General features: G+C 41.4%; 19 protein-coding genes, 1 tRNA gene and 1 riboswitch. Of the genes, 6 read left to right on the plus strand and 14 right to left on the minus strand.

The features are described 5' to 3' along the window. Positions 1-144: 144 nt before the first annotated feature. Entirely contained in the window at positions 145-1,695 is a 1,551-nt protein-coding gene (locus HWQ43_RS05645; RefSeq protein ID WP_292731106.1) for a cytochrome P450, read from the plus strand. 306 nt (positions 1,696-2,001) lie between these two features. Here the strand turns inward: HWQ43_RS05645 and HWQ43_RS05650 are convergent, their stop codons facing one another. The 10 genes from HWQ43_RS05650 to HWQ43_RS05695 form a co-directional block, all read right to left on the minus strand. Then, complete coding sequence (locus HWQ43_RS05650; RefSeq protein WP_292731109.1) at positions 2,002-2,736, minus strand: amino acid ABC transporter ATP-binding protein; 735 nt, start codon at positions 2,734-2,736, stop codon at positions 2,002-2,004. Further along, positions 2,729-4,219: an ABC transporter permease subunit gene (locus HWQ43_RS05655; RefSeq protein WP_292731111.1), complete on the minus strand. Its 1,491-nt coding sequence runs from the start codon at positions 4,217-4,219 to the stop codon at positions 2,729-2,731. The genes HWQ43_RS05650 and HWQ43_RS05655 overlap by 8 nt, the downstream gene beginning before the upstream one ends. Positions 4,220-4,347: 128 nt before the next feature. Beyond that, complete coding sequence (locus HWQ43_RS05660) at positions 4,348-5,328, minus strand: 2-dehydropantoate 2-reductase (protein ID WP_292731113.1); 981 nt, start codon at positions 5,326-5,328, stop codon at positions 4,348-4,350. A 220-nt stretch (positions 5,329-5,548) separates the two neighbouring features. Further along, positions 5,549-6,427, minus strand: a complete 879-nt coding sequence (locus tag HWQ43_RS05665) for an inositol monophosphatase family protein (RefSeq protein ID WP_292731115.1) — start codon at positions 6,425-6,427, stop codon at positions 5,549-5,551. A 635-nt stretch (positions 6,428-7,062) separates the two neighbouring features. Further along, positions 7,063-7,668 carry a PEP-CTERM sorting domain-containing protein gene (locus HWQ43_RS05670; RefSeq protein ID WP_292731117.1) on the minus strand — a complete coding sequence of 202 codons (606 nt, stop codon included), beginning with the start codon at positions 7,666-7,668 and terminating at the stop codon, positions 7,063-7,065. A gap of 78 nt (positions 7,669-7,746) precedes the next feature. After that, on the minus strand, positions 7,747-8,505 hold the full coding sequence (locus HWQ43_RS05675; RefSeq protein ID WP_292731119.1) for a cobalt-precorrin-6A reductase: 759 nt from the start codon (positions 8,503-8,505) through the stop codon (positions 7,747-7,749). Between the two features lie 3 nt (positions 8,506-8,508). Next, on the minus strand, positions 8,509-8,928 hold the full coding sequence (locus HWQ43_RS05680) for a DUF1636 domain-containing protein (RefSeq protein ID WP_292731170.1): 420 nt from the start codon (positions 8,926-8,928) through the stop codon (positions 8,509-8,511). A 21-nt stretch (positions 8,929-8,949) separates the two neighbouring features. Continuing rightward, a riboswitch (cobalamin riboswitch) is annotated at positions 8,950-9,122 on the minus strand. A 49-nt stretch (positions 9,123-9,171) separates the two neighbouring features. Further along, positions 9,172-9,951 carry a uroporphyrinogen-III C-methyltransferase gene (gene cobA, locus HWQ43_RS05685; RefSeq protein WP_292731121.1) on the minus strand — a complete coding sequence of 260 codons (780 nt, stop codon included), beginning with the start codon at positions 9,949-9,951 and terminating at the stop codon, positions 9,172-9,174. Continuing rightward, a complete protein-coding gene (locus tag HWQ43_RS05690; protein ID WP_292731123.1) occupies positions 9,948-10,673 on the minus strand; it encodes a sirohydrochlorin chelatase in 726 nt (241 codons plus the stop codon). Before HWQ43_RS05690 ends, cobA begins: the two co-directional genes overlap by 4 nt. A gap of 252 nt (positions 10,674-10,925) precedes the next feature. Then, positions 10,926-11,309 carry a DUF4359 domain-containing protein gene (locus HWQ43_RS05695; protein WP_292731125.1) on the minus strand — a complete coding sequence of 128 codons (384 nt, stop codon included), beginning with the start codon at positions 11,307-11,309 and terminating at the stop codon, positions 10,926-10,928. 124 nt (positions 11,310-11,433) lie between these two features. Between HWQ43_RS05695 and HWQ43_RS05700 the strand changes: the two genes are divergently transcribed. Beyond that, a tRNA-His gene (locus HWQ43_RS05700) sits at positions 11,434-11,506 on the plus strand. Positions 11,507-12,689: 1,183 nt separating this feature from the next. Next, on the plus strand, positions 12,690-15,110 hold the full coding sequence (locus tag HWQ43_RS05705) for a sucrose synthase (RefSeq protein ID WP_292731127.1): 2,421 nt from the start codon (positions 12,690-12,692) through the stop codon (positions 15,108-15,110). Positions 15,111-15,191: 81 nt separating this feature from the next. Here the strand turns inward: HWQ43_RS05705 and HWQ43_RS05710 are convergent, their stop codons facing one another. Beyond that, a complete protein-coding gene (locus tag HWQ43_RS05710; protein ID WP_292731129.1) occupies positions 15,192-15,746 on the minus strand; it encodes a peptidoglycan-binding domain-containing protein in 555 nt (184 codons plus the stop codon). 726 nt (positions 15,747-16,472) lie between these two features. After that, the gene (locus HWQ43_RS05715; protein ID WP_094347323.1) at positions 16,473-17,189 is read right to left on the minus strand and encodes an ROK family protein; all 717 of its coding nucleotides are present in this window, start codon (positions 17,187-17,189) and stop codon (positions 16,473-16,475) included. Positions 17,190-17,525: 336 nt separating this feature from the next. Between HWQ43_RS05715 and HWQ43_RS05720 the strand changes: the two genes are divergently transcribed. Further along, the gene (locus HWQ43_RS05720) at positions 17,526-18,029 is read left to right on the plus strand and encodes a 2TM domain-containing protein (protein ID WP_292731132.1); all 504 of its coding nucleotides are present in this window, start codon (positions 17,526-17,528) and stop codon (positions 18,027-18,029) included. A 242-nt stretch (positions 18,030-18,271) separates the two neighbouring features. Here the strand turns inward: HWQ43_RS05720 and HWQ43_RS05725 are convergent, their stop codons facing one another. Together HWQ43_RS05725 and HWQ43_RS05730 are read right to left on the minus strand one after the other, a co-directional pair. After that, the gene (locus HWQ43_RS05725) at positions 18,272-18,838 is read right to left on the minus strand and encodes a phycobiliprotein lyase (RefSeq protein WP_292731134.1); all 567 of its coding nucleotides are present in this window, start codon (positions 18,836-18,838) and stop codon (positions 18,272-18,274) included. A 75-nt stretch (positions 18,839-18,913) separates the two neighbouring features. Continuing rightward, positions 18,914-19,594 (minus strand): HEAT repeat domain-containing protein, encoded by a 681-nt coding sequence (locus tag HWQ43_RS05730; RefSeq protein WP_099104155.1) that lies wholly within the window; start codon positions 19,592-19,594, stop codon positions 18,914-18,916. 342 nt (positions 19,595-19,936) lie between these two features. Here HWQ43_RS05730 and HWQ43_RS05735 point away from each other — a divergent pair, with 342 nt between their 5' ends. After that, positions 19,937-20,944, plus strand: coding sequence for a zinc-dependent alcohol dehydrogenase family protein (locus HWQ43_RS05735; protein ID WP_292731137.1), 1,008 nt, complete (start codon positions 19,937-19,939; stop codon positions 20,942-20,944). Positions 20,945-21,244: 300 nt separating this feature from the next. Beyond that, positions 21,245-23,233, plus strand: a complete 1,989-nt coding sequence (locus tag HWQ43_RS05740) for a pentapeptide repeat-containing protein (protein ID WP_292731172.1) — start codon at positions 21,245-21,247, stop codon at positions 23,231-23,233. Positions 23,234-23,527 lie beyond the last annotated feature (294 nt).

Here is a 23,527-nt window from a genome sequence, read left to right on the forward strand (position 1 = left end):
CATTATCCTGTTTTCAGGCGATCGCTATTTGCTAACTTTAGATTTTCTTTAGAAACCACTCAACTGAGAATCTCGGTAAACCAATCTGGAAACAATAGGGTAGTATCTGAATAATCTAAGTTTTTGTTAGGCAAAGGCAGATTTATGTTCCAAGATATTGCTGCTCAAATTGCTTTTTCTGACTCATTTCCATATTTAATTACAGCTTTAGGCATTACTAGCACAGCAGGAATATTAGGTTGGCGGTGGTGGAAACAAAAAAACACTTACAAATCTCTACAGTTCCTTCCTTCTCCTAAGAGACACTGGCTATTAGGAAATATTCCTCAAGTATTAGCAGCAGTCAAAGAGAAGAAATTCTTCCAATTATTGTTTGATTGGAGCCAGCAGCTAGGACCAATGTATGTTTACTGGACTGGCCAGCCAGTTCTCGTTTTGAGTAAGCCAAAAGTTATCGAAGACACTATTATCAATGGGATGAGAGACGGTAGCCTAATTAGGTCACAACGAGCTAGCAAAGCTTGGAACGACATTAGTGGGCCCATTCTTTTAGGTCAAAATGGAAGTGAGTGGCAGTATAGACGTAAGGCTTGGAACCCTGAATTCAGTTCTAGCGGTCTCTCCAAATATGTGGAAATTATTAGCCAAGCCTGCGAACAAGTAATTGAGAAAATTCAGTCAAATGCCTCACCAGAAGTTCAGGTAGATCCTCTGTTTGTAGAACTAACAATGAGGGTAATTTCCTCTCTTGTACTGGGCATTCCTGTGGATAGAAACATTGCTAGTCATGAAGGACAACCCCTTGATGTCCTCAAGGTGTACGAGGCGATGTCTATTGTTGGCTATCGGTTCCTACGGGTAGCTACTGGCGAGAAGATATGGATGAAATATTTGCCAACTAAGAACTCACGAGATTATTGGGCAGCAAGGCGATATTTAGAGGAGTTTATTACTCCCCGTGTAGACTTAGCTTTACAGATGAGAGAACCAAATCAGACCGATTTACCACAAGTAAGTCCTTTGTTCCAGGAATCAATGTTAGTGAAAATAGCTGCCAAAGAACCAAAATACAATCGGGAAACACTAGTAGCAGAAGTTATTGAACTTTTAATCGCTGGTACTGATACCACGGCTCATACTTTATCTTTTGCAATAGGAGAGTTGGCCTTAAATCCAAGGGTTTTTCAGCAGGCCCAGGCCGTTGTTGACAAAGCTTGGGAAAGTCAAGGCAGTATTAATGGAGAAAGCCTTAAGGAATTGAATTACATCCGCGCTATTTTCAAGGAAACTTTGCGCCTTTATTCAGTCGCTTCAGGCTCGACTTCATTGGAGGCTCAACGTGACACTGTTATTGAGGGTACGGTTATTCCTCGTGGCACGAAAATATTTTGGTCAATGCTTGCTGCTGGACGAGATCCTGAAGTCTATTCTCATCCCGATGAATTTCTGCCAGAGCGTTGGTTAGAGAAGGGTAAGGAAAGTAGTGTAGTTCCAATGATAGACTTTGGCTCAGGTTCTCATCGTTGCTTGGGAGAGCATTTGTCAATGCTGGAAGGAACGATGATGCTGGCACTACTGCTTTACTACTTTGACTGGGAGTTGGTCAACGGTCGATCATCGCTGGAACATTTACAGCAGAACCTTTTGATTTATCCGCCTGATAGAATGCCGGTGCGTTTTCGTTTGAGAAAGTAGGGATAATCCCGTTTCAGAGGAACGCATTCATTGCCATTTCAGGTTATTGCCTCCAAAAAATAAATTATCCCAAATTGTGCCTTTACGAAAAAGATGTGGTTTTTAAAATTAGCCCTTTCAAGGTGGATAAAAATTTTGGTCAATACAATTCCTCTTTAAGCTCTTTACTCTGCGCCTCTGCGGTTAAATAAATCACTTTTAAACCGCAGAGGCGCAGAGAGCACTGAGAAAAAACAATCTTATTTTACGAGTCACCTTGAAAGGGCTAGTTCAGGAATACAAAAAAAGCGGCAAAATTCAATTGTTCTAAAGCATTTTTTCTAAGAACTGCTTGGCGCGATCGCACTGAGGATTTTGGAAAAACTCACCAGGAGTAGCATCTTCTGCTAAACTACCCTGGTCGAGGAACATAATCCGATTGGCAACAACTCTTGCAAACCCCATTTCATGAGTAACGATCGCCATTGTCATTCCGGATAGGGCTAAAGCTTTCATCACTTCCAGCACATCTTTGACCATTTCGGGATCTAGTGCAGAGGTGGGTTCATCAAACAAAATCATCTCTGGTTCCATTGCTAATGCCCGAGCGATCGCTACTCGCTGTTTCTGTCCCCCAGATAATTTGGATGGGTAAACAGACACTTTTGACTCTAAACCTACCTTAGCAAGCAATTCTAAGCCATGTTCTTCTGCTTTTTGCTTGTTTATTCCTTTCACCTTGATGGGTGCGTAGGTGACATTTTGCAGCACATTCATGTGGGGAAACAAATTAAAATGTTGAAATACCATCATCAAATGCTGCCGTACTTTAGCGATGTTTGCCTTGGGATTGGTAATTTCTTGCTCGTGAAAATAGATTCTTCCTTTGGTGGGTTGTTCTAGCAAGTTTATGCATCGCAAAAAGGTAGACTTACCTGAACCAGAAGGCCCTAATATGGCAACCACTTCCCCTTGGTAAAACTCAGTGGAAATATCTTTGAGTACGTCAAGTTTGCCAAAGGATTTACATAAGAATTCCGTGCGAATTACTACATTATTCACTTTCCCGTAACCTCCTTTCTAAAGCGGATGCACCCAAGGTCATACCCATTACCAAAACATAGTAGATTAACCCTGCAAATAGCAGTGGTTCAAAATAAATATATTTGTTTGCACCAACAATTTGGGCACTGCGTAATATTTCCACCACCCCAATCGTTGACACCAGCGCGGAATCTTTAAGCAATCCGATAGTTTCATTTACCAATGCTGGAAGAATATTCTTCAATGCTTGGGGCAAAATCACATCCCACATCATCAACCAATAAGGAACACCCATAGACATCGCCGCTTCACTTTGCCCTTTATCCACCGCCTGAATCCCACCCCTGATGGTTTCCGACATATAAGCGCCAGAATTCAGGGTAAAAGTTAGCACCCCAGCCTCCAATGCGGAAATGTCATAGCCTGTAAGCTGTGGCGTTGCGTAGTAAACTAATGCCAACTGTAATAGCAAAGGTGTACCTCGAAAAACAGAGGTGTAGGCGTTAGCAACCCAGGTAAGCGGTTTGATGCCGAGAATTTTTAATAGAGACAGAATTGTTCCCCAAATTAACCCCAAGGTTACAGATAATAGCGTGAACAACAAAGTTAAAGGGATTCCCCGCAGAATAAAAGGAATATCTGGAAGAATTCTGGTGAAGTCGAGATTCAATCCGCCTTTAGCAGGAGTTGAGGATGCAGGATTGGCGGCAGTATTCTGTGAAAACCACTTGGTTACTAGTTTAGCCAATGTGCCATCGTCCTTCATTTGTTGAAGGACTTTGTTAAACGGTTCTACAAAAGAAGAACCTTTGGGAAAAGCGATCGCAGATCCACTTGCTTCCTCTGACGGAATAGTATTAAATTCTAAATCTGGATTAGCTTGAGCAAATCCCTTAGCGACGGTATCCTCAACAATTGCGGCATCAATTCGCCCAGATTTGATTTCTTGAACTACTTCCGGCACTTTGTTGAGTTGCTTTAGCTGAATACCTGCAACTTTTTTAGCAATTTTCTGAGCATTTTGTTCTTGTATCGTTCCTAGTTGTACCCCAAGCTTTTTTCCTGATAAGTCTTGGGGTTGTTTCAGGTTGCTACCTTTAGGAGCGACAATTGTATCTTTAGCTTCGTAATAAATAATGGAAAAATCAATATTTTTCTGACGTTCTGGAGTCGGAGTCATCCCAGCCATTACAAAGTCAGCGCGATTTGCTTGGAGTGCAGGAATTAACCCATTAAAATCGGATTCCATTATTTGAAGTTTAAACCCTAGTTTTTCAGCAAGGGTTTTGGCAATATCTATATCAAAGCCAACAATTTGGCGATCGCCTCCTTTCGTATCATAAAACTCATAAGGAGGATAATCTGGGGAAGTAATCATCGTCAGCGTGTCTTTCCCTAAAGGTGAAGCAGCTTTTAGAGGATTATTATGTCCTGTAATGATGCTGATTCCTATTACTGCTATAACCAGTATTGTTAATTGCCATGCTTTTTTTTTCTTCATAGACTTGATAATTCTATAATTTACATTCCGCACCTTAAGAGAATTCCAAATAAAGAAATATCCCACAACTGACGCAAAAATCCTCTCTATTCCTCCTCACTCTGTGTTCTCTGCGTCTCTGTGGTTCGTCAAATTCTTACTTTAGTCGCCTCCAGCAACTTAACGCTGGCATAAATAGCATCAATATAAGGCGTAGGAATTTGAGTAAGTTGTCCCAATTCTGCCACCGCGCCAACAATGGCGTCTATCTCGGTGGGGCGTCCGGCTTCAATATCTTGTAGCATTGAGGTTTTATGGGCACCGACATTTTCTGCGCCATTAATTCGCTGTTCTAAAGTGATGCCAAACTTGATACCTAAATTTTCTGCGATCGCTTGAGTTTCTGTCATCATTTGTCGCGCTAGTTCACGGGTGAGGGGATAACGGCAAATATCCTCTAGAGTCGCACCAGTTAAGGCACTGATGGGATTAAACGCTACATTCCCCCACAACTTGATCCAAATTTCCGTGCGAATTTGATTGCGGATTGGTGCTTTAAATCCTGCCTGTTTTAAAGTCTGTGCCAATAATTGGATGCGATCGCTTTTACTACCATCGATTTCACCAAGAGTAAAGCGATCGCCTTCAATATGTTTAATTACACCTGGTTCAATTATCTCTGTTGCCGGGTAAACCACACAACCAATAGCACGTTCAGCACCGATACTAGCTTCAATAATCCCATCTGGGTCAACAGATTGAATCCGTGTACCTTCATACTCACCGCCATGTTGACGAAAGTACCACCAAGGAACGCCATTTTGGGCTGTCATTACCATTGTGTGAGGATTGTAGAGTGCAGGGAGAAGAGGTGCGATCGCGGGCACACTGTGAGCCTTCACAGTTAAAATTACTACATCCTGTGGCCCCGCTTCTTGAATATCGCTAGTTGCCAAAGCCGGAGTAGCAATTTGGCTGGAACCGTCTGCCATGAGTAACTTCAGCCCCTTTTTTTGAATTGCCTCCAAATGAGAACCACGCGCGATTAGTGTCACTGCTTCACCTGCCAGTGCCAATTTCGCCCCTAAATATCCACCAATCGCACCCGCGCCAACAATACAGATTTTCATTTAGCCAAAAAATATGATTTGTGGAAAACGGTATCCAGTAGTGAATTCTCCAGCTTAGAGCTACGGTGTATACACAAGTCCTTCTCACCCCCTCTAACTCCTCCTTGGCAAGGGGGAGAACCGGGAACCGGATATTTCCCCCCAATGCATCGGGGGATTAAGGGGGGTAAATCCACGGTTTGCCTACCGTAGCAGTTTAGAGTGGGAAGATTCACAATACTCAGCACTCAGCACTCCTAAAGCTTTGCATCGCTTCTAACAAGTCTTGATGAACAGATTTTGAAGCAGCTACGATCAATCCAGGCAAACTATAGTTTTGACAAGTATGCAGTGGCGGTAAAGTGGAACCGTCCAGAGTAGTTACAATCCAGCCAGCCTCTTTTGCAATAAAAGCGAGTGCAGCACTATCAAGAAATTTGCCCGATTTAATGACTGCTCCACTCAAGTCGCCACTGAGAATACCATTGAGATTGGGAATTTGAATATCACTAGAGTAATCAGTTGCTATATCGATTACTTTATATCGATCTTTTAATAAATGTGCGATGGAATTCATTCCCCATCCCAATAAAATAGAAGGTTTGGCGGATGTTATATCTAACGGGGCACAGGCTTCTAAGTTCATGTCCAACGTGCCTTTAAAAGCACCTTCACCTCTAAGAGCGTAAAAATAAATGTTTTGGGCAGGAGAAATGGCAATTACTGCTTCAAACTCATCCGCATTTAGAATACTGAGAATAATTTGGTAATTAGAATGTCCATCCATATAAAACTTCGTGCCATCAATCGGGTCAAGTGTGACTAAATAATCACCTTCTGAACCGAGTTCGGTAGCACGAAAATACTTGGTGTTATTAGAACTTTCATATTCTTCACCATAAAAGCGAATATCTGGGAAAGTTCCTAATAATACTACTTCTACCAGATTTTGAATAGCCACATCTGCATCAGTAAGTGCAGCACTAAAAAAGTTGTTTCCTTGTTCTTTGGCGGGAAGTGCAGCAATTTTTGGTTGAAGAACATTGGCATAGGCTGCTGCTACTTTGAGATGGGGGAGTAAAGTCTCTAAAATTAGTCGAGTAGTTGGTTTTGTGGACATTGCAGCAAACTCCTTTTAGAAATAATCTACCGTCCGCAGGGCGATAGAATTATATATCTAGACAAAATTACGGGATCATTTTGATGCAATGATACCACCGTTGCTATATTACTTTAATCTGTGTGTCTCAGAGAGCCTCTAGAGAGATCGCAAGTTTTCTCATAAATTTAAGGGTTTAAGACCGAACGTCAACATTTAGTAAGTAAGCAGACGCAATTAAATATAAGATGTCATTGCGAGCGGAACGAAGTGAAACGTGGCAATCTCAGTCTTTGCGATTGCTTCACTTGGTTCGCAATGACGAACTATCTTATATTTATTTAGATCCACCTACTTACAGCATTTTATAAATTCATAGCGAATTAAATTTGGCAATACCCTACAATGCCAATGCATCGGCTTGTATTGTTAATACGTCGGCTTGCATTGTGAATGCATCGGCTTGCATTGTGAATGCATTGGCTTGCATTAAAAACGCTACGCTTTTCCGCAAAACTGTACTTAGCTAAAGTTACTTTACAAAAGGCAAGCTACAATCGGGCTTTAAATTCCCATCTGAAACTCTCTTTTTTACAAGACGCTACGCGTAGCTTGCTTTCCTGCAAGGGTACAATTTTGAATTGTTATTGATGGTTTTAGGAAACTTTTTCGAGCTTCTTCTGAGTCAATTTGGATAGATTGTGGCGTTTGAGTAATGAAGGTGCGCCAACAAGAGTACCAAGAATGAGTAGGCTAAGGATAGAAGTAGGTTCAGAGACAGTAATTATGGTTGCAGAAAAACTAATGGGTAACTCACTATCTTCCAATCCCAAATTTTCAAAACCTGGTGTGATTGGCGGCGCAGTAAAAACCTCTAAATAACTTGGTGTCGGCAAAAAACTCGCGAAAAATGGACTAGAATAGTTTCCTCCCGAAGTGGAATACCCAAAACCATCACCTGTTAACTGCTGAGTATTAAGACTAATTAAATTATCAACATTAAAAGGTTCGTTTCCTGGTATTGGAGTCCCGGCGGATTGCAAACCAGTAATTGTTTCACCATTTCGCTTACCAGTAATTCCAGTAATTAAGTAAAAACCCAAATCGTTTGGGGTGTCATTAGTGGTGAAAGTACCATTTGCGGCTACGCCAGTACCAGAATAATTCCAACTCCAACTTAAAGCAGAAGCGGCTGGCATTGTCCCGAAAACTAATCCAGATGTGGTGGCGAGGGCTATTGCAGATAAAACTAGATTTTTCATGGAAGTCGTTACTGCGATCGTTCCCGTGTATTATACGGAAATTAGGAAAGATCGTATTATCAATCTTGCCTATATTATTTAGCAGCGATGCCTACGGCGGGCTACGCCTACGCATAGCCATACCAAAACAGCATCAACATTGCTAACCTGCTCTCCTGGCGGTATGGCTGGACGATTTACCATCACAACTTTCACGCCTAGTTCTCGCGCGGCAATAATCTTGGGCTTTGTGGCATCGCCACCGCTATTTTTACTGACGATGGTATCAATATTATTCTCAATCAGAATTTGTCTCTCATTATTGAGGGTAAAAGGCCCGCGATCGCACAATACCATCCCCTGCGGTACTAAAGCATCATCGCCAGGAGGGTCAATCATCCGCATCAAAAACCAAATTTTCTCTAGGCGAGCAAAGGCGGCGAGTTCTTGCCTACCAACTGTCAAAAATACCCGCTGTGCCTGATTTTGCAGGGTTTTTGCTGCGGCTGCAACGCTGTCAACTTCAATCCAGCGATCGCCACTTTCTTTTTCCCAAGGCGGACGGATTAACATCAGACGGGGGACTCCAACTTCCGTTGCCGCATCTGCTGCATTGAAGGAAATTTGAGTCGCAAAAGGATGGGTTGCATCAATTAACAAGTCGATTTGCATGACTCGCAGATAGTTAGCCAATCCAGCCGCACCGCCGAAGCCTCCAACCCGCAAATCGCCCAGTGGTACTGACGGTTCGCGGGTGCGTCCAGCTAGAGAGGTGATTACTTCTAACCCTTGGATAGTCGTCACTTTGGCAGCTAGTTCTGCTGCATCACCCGTCCCACCCAAAATCAAAACGCGCATTATTTAGATAGATAACGGTGGAATTTTTGCCAGAATGCCCTTCTTCATTGCTTCTGGACGCTCTGACCAAGGCAGTAAACCATCTGCTTTAGCATAGTATTGACTAGCACATTCCAGTACCGCAGAGGCACTACCATCAACGGCTAAATCACCAAATAAATATGTTAATTTGCCTTTAGCAGCAAAGGCGACTACACAAGAACGATTACAAGCACTCATGCATTCAACTTCCTGAATCGGGAATCGATCTCGTAACTCCCAATCTTGTGCCAGCTGCTGAAGTTGGTGTAAAAGTTTTTCACCACCACTTTCACCTAAGCGTTTTCCATTTTGCCAAACACTGGCACAGGTTTTGCAAACAAATAAAGTATGTTCAGCAACATCCATTGGACTGGTTGGGGAAATATTTACAGTGGTAGTCATCTGTACCTCGCAGATATGTGAAACTAATAAATCTATTTCGGCGGGCATCCTGACTCACTCAATTTGAGATTTTCGATTTATTTCCTGAATCTCACATTGGTTCACAGTTGCGGGACAGCGCCGGATTTGCACCGAACTTTCCCCGTTACCTCTGGTAGCTGACTCCCACCAGAACCGAATAACCTTATCGATCATACACTAGGGTTATCGGAGAATACGAAACAACAAGCTTTGCGCCAACTATCAAACTGGACGACAGCCAGACAAAATACTGTGCATCTTCACGACTTGCCCAATAACTGCGATCGCAGGCGCACTAAATCCAGTTTCCTCTACTTGCTCGACAATTGTTTCCAATGTCCCTATCAATTCTTCTTGTTCTGGTCGCGTACCCCAGCGCACTAAAGCAATCGGCGTTTCTAAATTCAACCCAGCAGTACTTAATTCTTCCACAATATAAGGCAGATTGTGAATTCCCATATAAATTACAATGGTTTCGGAACCGTGAGCGATCGCACTCCAATTCACTTCCGGTCTATACTTACCCACCGCTTCATGACCAGTTACAAATGTCACTGATGAACTATAGAGCCGATGCGTCAAAGGAATACCTGAGTATGCTGCCGCTGCAATTCCCGAAGTGATACCTGGCACTACTTCCGTTGATATTCCAACTTTGACTAATTCTTCCATCTCTTCGCCACCGCGACCAAAAATAAACGGATCGCCACCCTTGAGCCGCACTACAATTGCATGATCTTGCGCTTTATCAATCAGCAATTGAGTTGTTTCTGACTGCAATAACGAATGTCTCCCCGCACGTTTACCAGCATTAATTTGCTCGGCTTGAGGATTAATCATTGCCAGAATTGCCAGACTCACCAAGGCATCATAGATGACTACATCTGCACATTCCAACAAACCTTTCGCCTTCAAGGTAATTAATCCTGGATCTCCTGGCCCCGCACCTACTAAATAAACCTTTCCCAAATACTTGTTCTCCTGTTTTTCTGTGCGGTTCATCTCTGTGTTAAATCCCAAATTAGCTCGGCTAATTCTGCACTTGCTCCCAGTGGCTCCGCCAATTGGAAATTCACCGCAGAAAATTGTAATTTTAGATCCTCTATTGAGGTGGCGATCGCATCGGTTATTCCACCAGCGAATAAAAAGTATGGCAAGATTGCTATTTCCCGATAACCAGCAGTTACCAACTCTTTCACCCGTGATTCTAAACTAGGAGGTCCAGCCCAATAAGCAGTCACGGCTCCCAAACTCGCCGCCATTGCTTCCACAGTTTTTTGCGAACCTGGGCGACGGCTACCATGAGCTAAGAGAATCCATGCTTCTGCTTTGATAGCAGCTATTTGCTTTGCCAACAATTTCTCTACATTAGGATGAGAACCTAAATATGGTTGCAACTCAACGATTGTATCTTGACCAGTAGCCTGTTGTGCGAGTGCTACTTCGGCAGGAATGTCTGTCATCACATGCACTCCCGGCAGCAGAAATAGCGGTACAATTTTGAGGCGATTCTCATTTTGAGACTGTGGGCAATCGCCAAAAGCGTTTTTAGCAAATTGTTGAATCTGCTCGTGTAAAGGTTGAGGACTCATTTCTAAAGCAGCGATGCCAACCAAATGTTCGCTTGACAATTTCTGACATATCAGACTAGCTAGTTGCTGCATAGCAATTTCTGGGCGGCGATCGCGACTTCCATGAGATAATAGCAGATAGGCAGATGACATCGGCAAAGCTTGAAGTATCAGTTACTATATCTTACTTAAGATTAAGCCGGGGTTCATAAGTAATCTGGTAATTATTGAAACTATTATCAATTACTAAACAGAAGTATTCTTAATCACTTTTACAGCGCATTTGAAGTTGTAAAGGACACAACTAATCGTTCCAAAACTAGGTATAAAGCTTGTTTTTCTTCTGTTAGCGCAGCCGATTCTGACTCCTGAATTCTGCTGTATATTCTTCCCCTGTTGCTTACCTTATTGTTCTTCGGCAGTGTAAGTATAAAATTGATCAAAAGCTCCTACTGTTTCAAATTTATATGAAGGTATCCAAGAATTTATTTTTAAATCTGTACGGTAAACACTAAAAATAAGGAAATCTTGCCTTTCTGTAGTTCTGGCAATAATTTCTTGGATTTGCGGGTTAGCTGAGTCAACCAACTTATCACAATTAAAACGGATTAAATTTTCTATAATATTCGTAGTTTTTTTACATACATCGGTTTTTAAGTATTTTGTCAGGCGTTGAACTGCATATTCTTCATATTCAACTTGACCGGGATTGGTTTTCGCCATTGTCACACCCAAGGCGGCGAGGCCTACTGCTGCTCCAGTATACGCGATGATGGTCAATGGTTTCATATTTGCCAAGTAAAATTCATTGTAATCGTTAGATTCCAGAGACTCTAAATCAACTAAGTCCGTTCCTTGAACAAAAACTCTTGATCGATTGCCAAATTATTGCTATAATTCAAATTGTTGAATGGCGAGCGTAGCCAAGTGGTTAAGGCAGTGGTTTGTGGTACCACCATTCGTGGGTTCGATTCCCATCGTTCGCCCTATATAATCTCATATTTATGTATATATTCCTATATAAAGATCGGTTGTGGTTGTGAACATTCATAACCATTACTTTAGCAATGATCTGTTGTCTACGAGTTCATAGACTTGGAAGGGTTACAAATCTATAATGATTCATTACTTTATCTTATCCAAAATTTGATGTATATAAGCAAATCTACTTTTTAGCTACTTCTCTACGAGACTGGCTAAGGATAGAGTACCTGTTACTACGCTATCAGACTAAGCAGATGTTCATACTTCTCTGGAGCATGAGCTACTGATATTAAGATTCCCGATTTCTTGGAGAAGTCGGGAATTTGAGTGTCAGAAGTTTTTGAACGCACATTTAACTGTTAAAAAATGCCTAGAAGAATGATCAAAGTCAGCCCACAGAAGGCAAGTAAAGACATAATCAGAATGTTGCCTATACTGTGGTCAGAAGCTGTTAACTTCTCTGTATTGGTAGCCATATAAATTGACCAAATTTAAACAACTTTTGCCTAAATTATAACTATGGCAAATCAATATTAGTCTGTTTTTAAACAAAAATTGATTTTAATTCATTTAAGTTGAACTAAATAGTTAAACTTCAGCAAAACTATTAGCTTTTATTTCAAGTATTTAAAAAGAGATTATGGCAAGACTATTATTTATTTCCCAAATTAACACAATATAGGAATTATATTTGATTTTTGAAATTATTTACCTTACATACAGCATATTTCAAGTTAGTGAACTATACAAGCTAAATATCAAAGCCTCTTGTACTTCTGTTAGCGCAGCCTATTCTGATTAATGAATTCTGAATTATGCTGTATGTGCTGATAATCAATATTCAATATATATACGCAAATAAATGATATAGTAAAGATCGCATGAAGCAATTGAGGGCGTGATAATTTGTGCCCCAAATCTTATTATGCAGTTATTTACTAACATCTATCAAAAGAAATAAAAATTGTATTCCTTTAGTGAGATCCAAAAATACTGAGTCATAGATACTTTAAGTAAAGTAGAACATGATTTAAGTGCCTGCTGAAAAGTTGATACTTGTAGGTACACAGGTAAATATAATTTATCTGTGTTGTTTCGTGTTTATATATGTCTAACAAAAGGTGGGGCTTATTTGTCTCGCCTAGAAAGTTAACAATGCAAACATCGTCATTTAGTGGAGTTGCTATGTCTGAATTGCTTCAAGCAGTCTTAGATAGTGAAGAAAAAAGTGATTTACGTTCCTTTATTAGTGAATTACGCCAACAAGAAAAGAAGTACTTGCTACGGAACGACATACTCAATGTATATAGTGAGTATTGCTCCAAATCCCAGAAACCTGAAGGCTTTTACACTTCCTCGGAGTTAGGCAAACTCATTTACTATACTCAGGAAATAATTCAGGAGGACTCAAACTTCTGTTTCATCATCCGTTCTAAGATTGCCAGCCAAGAAGTTTATTGGTTGACATCAGACTTAAGCATTGAGCCGATGACGGTGCAAGATTTGTTGGATCTGCGCGATCGCTTGGTGAACAAATATCATCCCAACGAGGGCGACCTGCTAGAATTGGACTTCGGTCCGTTTTATGACTACACTCCAGTCATCCGCGACCCCAAAAATATTGGTAAAGGGGTACAATTTCTCAACCGCTATCTATCCAGCCAAATCTTTCAAGATTCCAAACAATTGCTGGACAGCTTATTGAATTTCTTGCGGCTGCACCACTACAACGGTGTGCAACTGCTACTTAACGATCGCATTCAATCACAGCAGCAACTTTCTGAGCAAGTTAAGAAAGCTATCAGTTTTGTTAATAATCGCCCCGCAGATGAACCCTACGAACAATTCCGCTTCCAATTGCAGTCAATGGGTTTTGAGCCGGGTTGGGGTAACACCGCAGCGCGAGTGCAGGAAACCCTAAATATTCTTGATGAATTGATTGATTCTGCCGATCCTCAAACCCTAGAAGCATTCATTTCTCGCATCCCGATGATTTTTAGAATCGTCTTGGTGTCAGCCCACGGTTGGTTTGGGCAAGAGGGAGTTTTAGGGCGTCCCGATACTGGGGGTCAAGTAGTTTACGTTCTCGACCAGGCAAAGAGCCTAGAAAAGCAGCTACAAGAAGATGTCCTGCTTGCGGGTTTAGAGAAATTGAATGTCGAGCCAAAGGTAATTATTCTCACCCGCTTGATTCCCAATAGTGATGGTACCCTTTGTAATCAACGGCTAGAAAAAGTCCACGGTACCGAAAATGCCTGGATTTTGCGAGTGCCTTTACGGGAATTTAACCCTAACATGACTCAAAACTGGATTTCTCGGTTTGAGTTTTGGCCTTATCTAGAAACTTTCGCCATTGATTCCGAAAGAGAACTACGGGCAGAATTTCACGGCACACCTGACTTAATAGTTGGAAACTATACTGATGGGAACTTAATAGCATTCTTGCTGGCGCGGCGTTTGAAAGTTACTCAATGCAACGTTGCCCATGCTTTAGAAAAATCTAAATACTTGTTCAGTAACCTTTACTGGCAAGAATTGGAGGATAAATATCATTTTTCTTTGCAATTCACTGCTGATTTGATTGCCATGAATGCTGCCAATTTTGTGATTAGCAGCACCTACCAAGAAATTGTCGGGACACCAGATAGTGTGGGACAGTACGAATCTTATAAGTGCTTTACCATGCCGGAGTTGTATCATGTTACTAATGGCATTGAATTATTTAGTCCCAAATTTAATGTTGTACCGCCGGGAGTAAACGAAAATAATTACTTCCCCTACACCCGAAATAAAGATCGAGTAGAGAGCGATCGCCAACGCCTTGCAGAAACCCTCTTTACTCTAGAAGATCCCACACAAATCTTTGGCAAACTCGACGATCCTAACAAGCGCCCTCTCTTCTCAATGGCGCGTCTCGATCACATCAAAAACCTCACAGGTTTAGCTGAATGTTATGGTCAAAGTAAAGAATTACAAGAGCATTGCAACTTAATTTTGGTAGCGGGAAAATTACGCGTCGAAGAATCAGGCGACAACGAAGAACGCGACGAAATTATCAAACTCTACCAAATAATTGATCAGTACAATCTCCACGGGAAGATTCGTTGGCTGGGTGTGCGCCTTACTAAAACTGATTCTGGTGAAATTTACCGAGTCATTGCCGATCATCAGGGAATTTTTGTACAACCAGCTTTATTTGAAGCTTTTGGTTTGACAATTTTAGAGGCGATGGTTTCAGGACTACCGACTTTCGCCACCCAGTTTGGTGGACCATTAGAGATTATTCAAGATAAGGTGAATGGCTTTTTGATTAACCCAACAAATTTAGAGGAAACAGCCACAAAAATTTTGGAATTCATCACTAAATGCGAGCAAAATCCTAACTATTGGAATGAAATTGCCCAGCGAGGAATTGACCGAGTTTACAGCACATATACTTGGAAAATTCACACTAGCAAGCTATTATCATTAGCGCGAATTTATGGCTTCTGGAACTTTACCTCAAAGGAAAATCGGGAAGATTTATTGCGCTATATCGAGGCTTTGTTCTATTTAATTTACAAGCCAAGAGCGCAACAGCTATTAGAGCAGCATAAACACCGTTAGTTTGTCATTTGTCATTTGTCATTTGTCATTTGTCATTAGCTAAAGACTAAAGACAAATGACTAAGGACAATAAACAAATAACTAAATTGTCAACGCACTCCAAGTTCGTTGACCAACTACTCCATCTACACCTAAATTTTGCTGGTTTTGAAAGGCTTTGACAGCAGTCTCTGTTAGTGCGCCAAAAATCCCATCTACTCTCACAGCATAACCGTTAGTCACTAATAACTGTTGTAAGGCTCTGACAGCAATACCAGAACTACCAAAATAAAGAGTCGGTAGAGGTTGGCTACTAAACTTCTGGAACCTTCCTGTAGCCTTTGTACGGACTTTACCTTCAGACTGAAAAGACTTCTTAGGCTTACCTAAGTTAGAAGAAACTAGTCCCAGATTCTTTTTGCTAATTTTCTGAAGTATGTGTTCTTTTTCTAATTTCAGCGCTGAGAGAGAAGCTTGGGAAATCTCATCTGTCTGCATAAATTCAGGTGGCGTAACTTTAGCAGCTATCTCTAACTGACTCTGTTTTGACTGGTTTACGTAATTTTCCATCTGAAATAATTGCTGCTGTGACAAATTAGTCCCAGATGCTTGTCTTATTGTTAACACGCCCGTCATCATCAGGCCAATTTCATTCATTTTCGTTTATTTTACTTCAACCAATATTTCTTTTAACCAACAGTTGCTGTCCGGGATAGTACATACTGCTAAATAAAAAAGTCATGTACTAATTTTTCCAGGTAATATTTTTATGTTCATATTTGCTCACCCCCGATTCCATTTAATCAGATTAATATCATTAATCAAGCCATCAAGTTATCAGACATACTATCTAAATCAATGGTTTAGACAATAACATACTATACGATCGCGGGAATGCCATCAAACAAATTTACCTAGTTATATTTAGCTCGTGCTTGGGATACTGATGTTGCTTTTATCATGTTTATACTGCCAGTAAAAATACTACTGGATTCATCAAGGCAGTTTTTTAACTATTGATTAAAAGCTCTTAATTTCAAATGCTTTTTTCTATTTTACAGGGAGTTATAAACTTTTTATCAATCACAACTTATGTCGTTCTTTCAAGCTATTCTCGAAAAGCGCACACTTTCACATCAAAAGAATGAAACCGCACAACCTTGTTGCACGGTATGGAATTTGAGTTAAAGTTTAGATACTACATGACAAAATTACACAGGGGCACTGAACATAATGTTTGTGCAATTCTCTTGTCTAATCTGTGTTAATTTTTATATCATTTTGAAACTTTGAGAAAGAATGCACCTTACTCAAAAAGTGTGTAGGCGTAGGCCGCCCTTAGATATTGCTTAGTACTCTCAGTTGTGGATATTGAAAAACTTTTTACCTTTTTTCATCTCGCCACAAAGCAATACCGCCTAATAAACCAGTGATATTGGGGATGAGTTTGACATTTAACGGTAGCTGGAAATTCACTCTCACAGCTTCACCACCGCCAATGTAAAGGTAGTCATAATTAAACAGATGTTGCAAAGATGCGATCGCTTTTTCTAAACGCCTATTCCATCTTTTCTCACCAATTTTTTCTAACTCTGCACGCCCCAATTGCTGCTCAAAAGTCTCTCCTTTGCGAAACGGATGATGCCCCATTTCCATATTTGGTACCAGCTTACCATCCACAAATAAAGCCGAACCAAACCCCGTACCCAGAGTAATCACCAATTCGACACCCTTACCTGCGATCGCACCAAATCCCTGCATATCTGCATCATTAATCACCCGTACAGGCTTGTTTAAGTGTTTTAATAATGCTGTTTCCAAATCAAATCCGATCCAATCTGGATGTAAGTTTACCGCTGTTTCCGTGACTCCACACCTCACCACACCAGGAAAACCGACCGAAACGCGATGAAATTCACCTTGAGCGGCAGCTAAAACTACAATTGCATTAATTACTACCTCCGGTGTTGCAGGTTGCGGTGTATCTAAACGCGCTCTTTCGGTTACAGGATGCCCCGTAATATCCAAAACCATAGCCTTAACGCCACTACCGCCAATATCAACCGATAGGGTACGAATCGATCCATTTTCTTCAACCATTGATTTACATCCTTGTTAATGCTTGTTATTTCGTTATTAATTATGCTCTGCTGCATTTGATAATATCTTGGATGTTTGGAGAGTCTTTATATTGGTGGGGAGCAAGGGAGCAGGGGAGCAAGGGAGAAGTTGCAGTAAATTTTTCCCGTCTGCCCCTCTGCCCCTCTGCCCCTCTGCCTTCTTTACCCTATACCCAAAGTTAAAAATCCCATACATTTCGATGCCGGACAGCATCTAGATTTGTTAATCTAAGAATAATGGAAATAGTACTGGCGTAGCTGCTTAAAATCTATCGGGCAGCAAATTTCTATTAAAAGTAATATAAGAGAAAGAATTATGACGGCGTTTGAACCTCAAAGCATCCGCTCGTATAGCCAAGAAGATGTCCAACAAATTCTGCACTTAGCGATCGCTCGTCAAGCAGATGATAAAGACACAGAATTTTCTTATGAGCATATATTAGAAATTGCTGCTGAGTTAGAAATTTCACCTGAGTCTTTAAAATTAGCAGAACGCGATTGGGTAGCACAACAGGGGCAACTCCAACAACGAAAAGCTTTTGACGCCTACCGCATCAGAAGATTTCAGAAACGCCTAAGCAAATATGCAATTGTCAATGGCTTTTTTATACTGCTTGATTTAATCACAGGTGGCGGAATTTCTTGGTCGCTGTACATTTTACTATTCTGCGGATTGCCTGTAGCGCTTGATGTCTGGAATACCTTTCAAATTAAAGGTGAAGAGTATGAAATGGCATTCCAAAAGTGGAGTCGTAACCATCAGATTAAGAAAACCATCAGCACAGTTTTGAATAAGTGGTTTAAGGTATTACAGGCTTAACAAAAACTTTCCCTAACCCTAACCCATCTCTACTTAATTCCCCCCCAGAAACGGCTACAGTGTACACACAAGTCTGAAATAGCTGATTAACTAGGGTTTTACCCCACCCTAACCCTCCCCGATGCATTGGGGAGGGAACTGGATTTCTTTTTTCCCCCCTTTATAAGGGGGGATTAAGGGGGGTAATTTGACTCGTGTGTACACCGTAGCCAGAAACGGGGGGAATTATTTTGCGATCGAATTTAACTAGATACTGAATTAGCCACCTCAGAAGCCTTCTCGGCTGGGGGAAAGCCACCCATACGAATCTCAGAAGTGAAGGAAGTGATACTAAATCCACCAAAACTCTTGAGGACATTTACCCGCATTCGCAAATTGGGGCTAGCAAACCACAGCCGTTCCTCTGAGAAGATGGTTTCATCCTCTGTAGTTAGGATCAAAGCACCATCACTGTCAAATTTATAGCGTCCGGCAACTGGAGTTTTATTGGCATCAACTATTTCTCGGAGTAACCTGCCTTGGGCCGGATTATCCGCATCAGGTACCGAAACTAACACAGTTGAACCACTATGTTTTGCTTGATCCTTATCCATTGTGCCGTTCCAGGTAATTTTGGTAGCACAGGAAGCAGAACTAGGATTAATGTTGTAACTTTGACACAGCTTGACTGCTTCTGGATGATCGACTGCCAGCGCCTCAATGATAATATCTGACTTGCTATGTTCCGATTGGTTAAAAGCCAAATGTTGACTAGTACGATGAGAAAACCATTTACCAGTACTTAACTGAAAAAACTCTTCAATATTCATGAATGAAATTACCCTGCATCAAAATGCTAAAATTCCCACTTAATTATTATTAAAAGGTAACAGGAGGCTTTAATATTAAGCTTGATTGCCTATTTCCTCAAGCTTCTTGAGGCCAATTCTGGCTGCCTCAGCAACGTTGAAATGATTGTCTTTTTCCAGGTATTTTAAAGCTGAGACACTCTTGGGAGTGGGAAGATTTCCCAAGGCTTCTGCCAAACGCTGCCTGACTAACCAATCATCTGATTCGGCAAAGCGTAGGATCTTATCTACAGACTCGATATCTTGAATTTCTCCCAGTGCAGAGATTGCAGCTTGTTGTAACACTACTTCTTTGCTATCCAATGCCTGAAGAAGAATTTGACGGGCGCGGGGGTCTTTAATATTACCTAGAGAAACAGCTGCACTAAAACGTACTAGCCAATCAGTATCTTCATAAAATGCTCGTGAAAGCACCTCAAAGGCTCTGGCATCACCCAAATATCCTAAAGCACCAGCGGCATCAGCACGTATACCATAATCAGGGTCATTTTCGAGAATTTTTACCAAAATAGAATAACATTCTGGCGTTGGCTTGATTCCCAGAGCAAATATTGCCATTGATCGCAGTTGCAAAGATTCGTCGTCTAGTACCTTTTTAATCAAAGGGACTGCATCCTCAGCCGCAACGTGACGCAGATTAGCAAGGGCTACCATGCGATCGCGTAAATTCGGACTTTCTAACTGAGTAGAAATTTCTTGTAAGCTTAGAGCTGCCATTTAGTTCAAAGCGTTTTCTTTACTTATCTTAATTTACCCGATCTGTTCATCAGGCTGTCACCATCGTGAAGTAGGAGTTTGGCGACTTTACAAAATGGCTCAATTATGAGTGAAGAATAAACAAATATTACTTACGTGAGAATATATATTGAATCTAGCAGTTATTAAGGAATAATCGATAATCTTCAAAACTTCAGTAGCCAGTTTTTTGTTGAATGTAGATGTAGGGCGATCGCGCCTTGTCGCCAAAAATCGCAGTTTTCCCTCAAACATAGCTCTGTATCTACCCTCTTACGCTAAAGTTGCATAAGAACGTGCATCTAAAGCCAGGAGGAAAGAATTGTGAAAGCAGTCTTGATGACAGCAGCTGGCAGTCCCGAAGTTCTGCAAGTACAGGATGTGCCAAACCCTGCTGTTCCTGTCAGGAATACTGAACTTTTAGTGCGTTTGGTGGCGGCTGGCATTAACCCCATTGACACTAAACTTCGGAGTCGAGGCAGTTTCTACCCCGATCGCACGCCGACAATTTTAGGATGTGATGGTGCAGGTATTGTTGAAGCAGTGGGTGCTGGTGTTCAGCGTTTTCGCGCAGGTGATGAAGTATATTTTTGCTATGGTGGCTTGGGCGCACACCAAGGAAATTACGCTGAATATACCGTTGTGGATGAACGGTTTGTGGCACGTAAACCCGCTTCCATCTCCTTTGCCGAAGCAGCAGCAGCGCCTTTAGTATTAATCACCGCCTGGGAAGCGTTATATGAACGGGGACGATTAGAACCTGGAGATCGGGTTTTGATTCATGCGGGTGCTGGTGGTGTCGGTCATGTAGCAATTCAATTGGCGAAACTCAAAGGTGCTACTGTTTCCACCACAGTGGGTTCTGAGGAAAAAGCTAATTTCGTCAAAAAACTCGGTGCCGATAATGTAATTTTTTACAAACAAACAGACTTTGTGCAAGCGGTATTAGATTGGACTGGCGGCGAAGGCGTAGACTTAGCTTTTGATACCGTAGGCGGCGAAACCTTTCACAAAACCTTCCCCGCAGTGCGAGTCTATGGCGATATTGTTACCATTCTCGAACCAGATGCCAATACTGTTTGGAAAACTGCTAGAACTCGCAACCTCCGCATTGGTTTAGAATTAATGCTGACACCAGCCTTGCTAGGATTGCAAGATAGTCTCCACCATCATGCAGAAATTCTCGAACAATGTGCCACCTGGTTCGATGAAGGCAAATTAAAAATCCATGTGAGTCACAAATTTCCCTTAAAAGAAGCAGCTAAAGCCCACCAATTAATTGAAAGCGGGTCTGTGGCAGGTAAAATTGTTCTGCTGATTAGTGACGAATGATCGAACAATTTGCATAATTTATTTTTTAAACGCATAGGCGCTTCTCTACGAGACGCTACGCGAACGCCTTCCCGCAGGGTAGGCACGCAGAGGTTAAACGCAAAGGTACACAAAGGAGTTTCTCTGCGTACCTCTGCGCTTCCCTTAGCGTTCCTTTGCGTTTTACTTCTCCTCCTCCCCCTACCAGCTTCGGCAGCACAAACACAACCAGAACGCACACCCTTAACCCTAGAATTATTACAAGAACGACTACGCACACCAATACTCCGCGAAGGAAATTTGACCGTAGATTTGCAAAAAATGGCGATCGATTTACGCCCAGAAAACGCCAGCTTTCGTGATGCTTTTTACCAACTGCTGCGAAAAGAACTTGGAACAAAACCTCTAGGTTTAGACCTCAGCTATGCTTTAATTCTGGGGGATTTTGTCGGTAGCGATTTGGGTTTAAGAACACTACTGTATGCAAAAGCGATCGCACCTATTTTCACCGCTACCGAACAAGAAAAACTAGAACGTTTGCGCTTCGTTTGTCTAGAGTCACTCGCAATCGCTTTACCCAACTCCAAAGATTGTCGATCGCTTCTGGGAACAGAGTCAACCCCAGCCAGTGAAATCGCCGTCTTTCGTGGTGTCTTAACACTGGTGCAAACTCGTTTCAACGGCGAAGTGAAGTTCTCCAATACATTTTTTCTTCAATCTGTTGATGCCCAAGGTGCAACTTTTCTCCAACCCACTAACTGGACTGAAACCAGATTTGCTCGTCCCGTTAGTTTCACCAGTGCTAACTTCCAGCAACCAAGCAATTTTCAGGGCAGTATATTTTTTGAAAAAGCTAACTTTAAAAAAATTAAATTTCGGGAACTGGCTGATTTTCAAGGTAGTATCTTTGAGACAACTGCCAACTTTAACCAAGCAACTTTTAAACAGTTGGCTAAATTCAGTAGTGTCCAATGGCAAGGAAATGCTGATTTTTCGGAAGTGGATTTTGCCAATCAAGCCCAGTTTACTAAAGCAGGTTTTAATCAGTTTCTCCTTTTAACAGAAGCGACTTTTGAGCAAGGTGTAAGCTTCCGAGAAGCGGAGTTTAACCAATTAGTAAATTTGCAAGGTGCGAATATTCTTAACCAAGCAGATTTTAGTGATGCCAGGTTTGCTAAAGAGGCTTGTTTAAGCGTACCTGGCTTAACTTTTAACTCCAACCAAGCGAAAATTTTAGGTAATCCCGGTCAGATTGGTCAGATGTTCTGCATCCCAACATTGCAAGGTAATCAAAACGTCTTGCGGAATTTGGGGCAAAATTTCCGTCAGCAACAGCAAGTTGCGGATGCTAATGAACTGGAATATACAAAACAACGACTGCGATTAATCGAGTTTGGGCATCGTTTGACGGCTACAAATATTAATAGTGCAACTGTTGCAAGTTTGATTAGCCTGGGTTTTTCTGCAACTCAAGCCCAAGCGATCGCCCAGCGTCGTTTGGTAAAATCCTTTCGTAACAGTAGTGAGTTACTCACCATAGCAGACATCGATTTAGAAAAATATACCCAACTAAGCGATCGCTTAATTGTTGGCGAAACCCTTTCTATAGTTGGGTGGTTGCTGCAAGCTTGGAGTTGGTTGGCGTTGAGTGTATTGTTATTGTTGAGTGGCTATGGGACAAATTTTTGGTTAGTTTTTGGTGTGGGAGGATTAGCGATCGCTTATTTCGGTTTACTATTTTGGCTAGTAGATCGCTATCGTCGGCTGCATCCCGTACCAATTATTCCCACATCTTACGAAACCATTTCGATATTAGTCAGTTTTAGTGTTTTAGAATTCTTCAGCTTACTAGCGATCTTTCGGAATGCTGAACAACCTTGGCTGACATTGGGATGTCTTTTGATAATTATTGTCCCCGTCCCAATGGCTTTATTAATCCGACTTTACCAACAAGGTCGTTATCATGACTTAATGAACGTTTCTTACTTTACAGAAGACGGCACATTTCGCCAGTTACGATTATTGATTGGACGTTTGCCAGTGATACCAAGGAATCAGACGTTTCGTGAACGATATATGCCCTTGTTGTGCGATCGCCGTTGGAACTGGCTTAACTACTATGATTTTAGCCTCAACAACCTAGTTAAATTAGGATTTAACGACATTCGCCTGCGAGACGAACATTTACCCGGTATTATCTCTGCACTTGCTTGGTATCAATGGAGTTTGGGTTTAATTTACATTACGCTGGTTTTGTGGACACTTTCGCGTACAATTCCGGGATTGAATTTGCTGATTTATCTGAAGTAATCCCTGCACCTGAACCTTTTTTCGCTGCACTTCGTAACGGTGCTAATACGATGCAACGTATGGCGGAGTGCTAGGAAACGTGCTATTTATTGTTATCAGTTTTGCGGTATTACGTCGGATAAAAGTAATAGAACCCCGGTTAAACGCAAATTAATTAAATATCTCAAAATTTGGCAAATTTATCAAAAGATTGTTCATTGCAATATAATCTTTAATCTAAATTTAATTTTATTAGACAAAGATATCACTTTATTTTTGAAATCAATGTCTAAAAATATCTACAATTTTGATATA

The organism is Nostoc sp. JL31, from assembly GCF_017114965.1.
GTDB lineage: Bacteria > Cyanobacteriota > Cyanobacteriia > Cyanobacteriales > Nostocaceae > Nostoc > Nostoc punctiforme_A.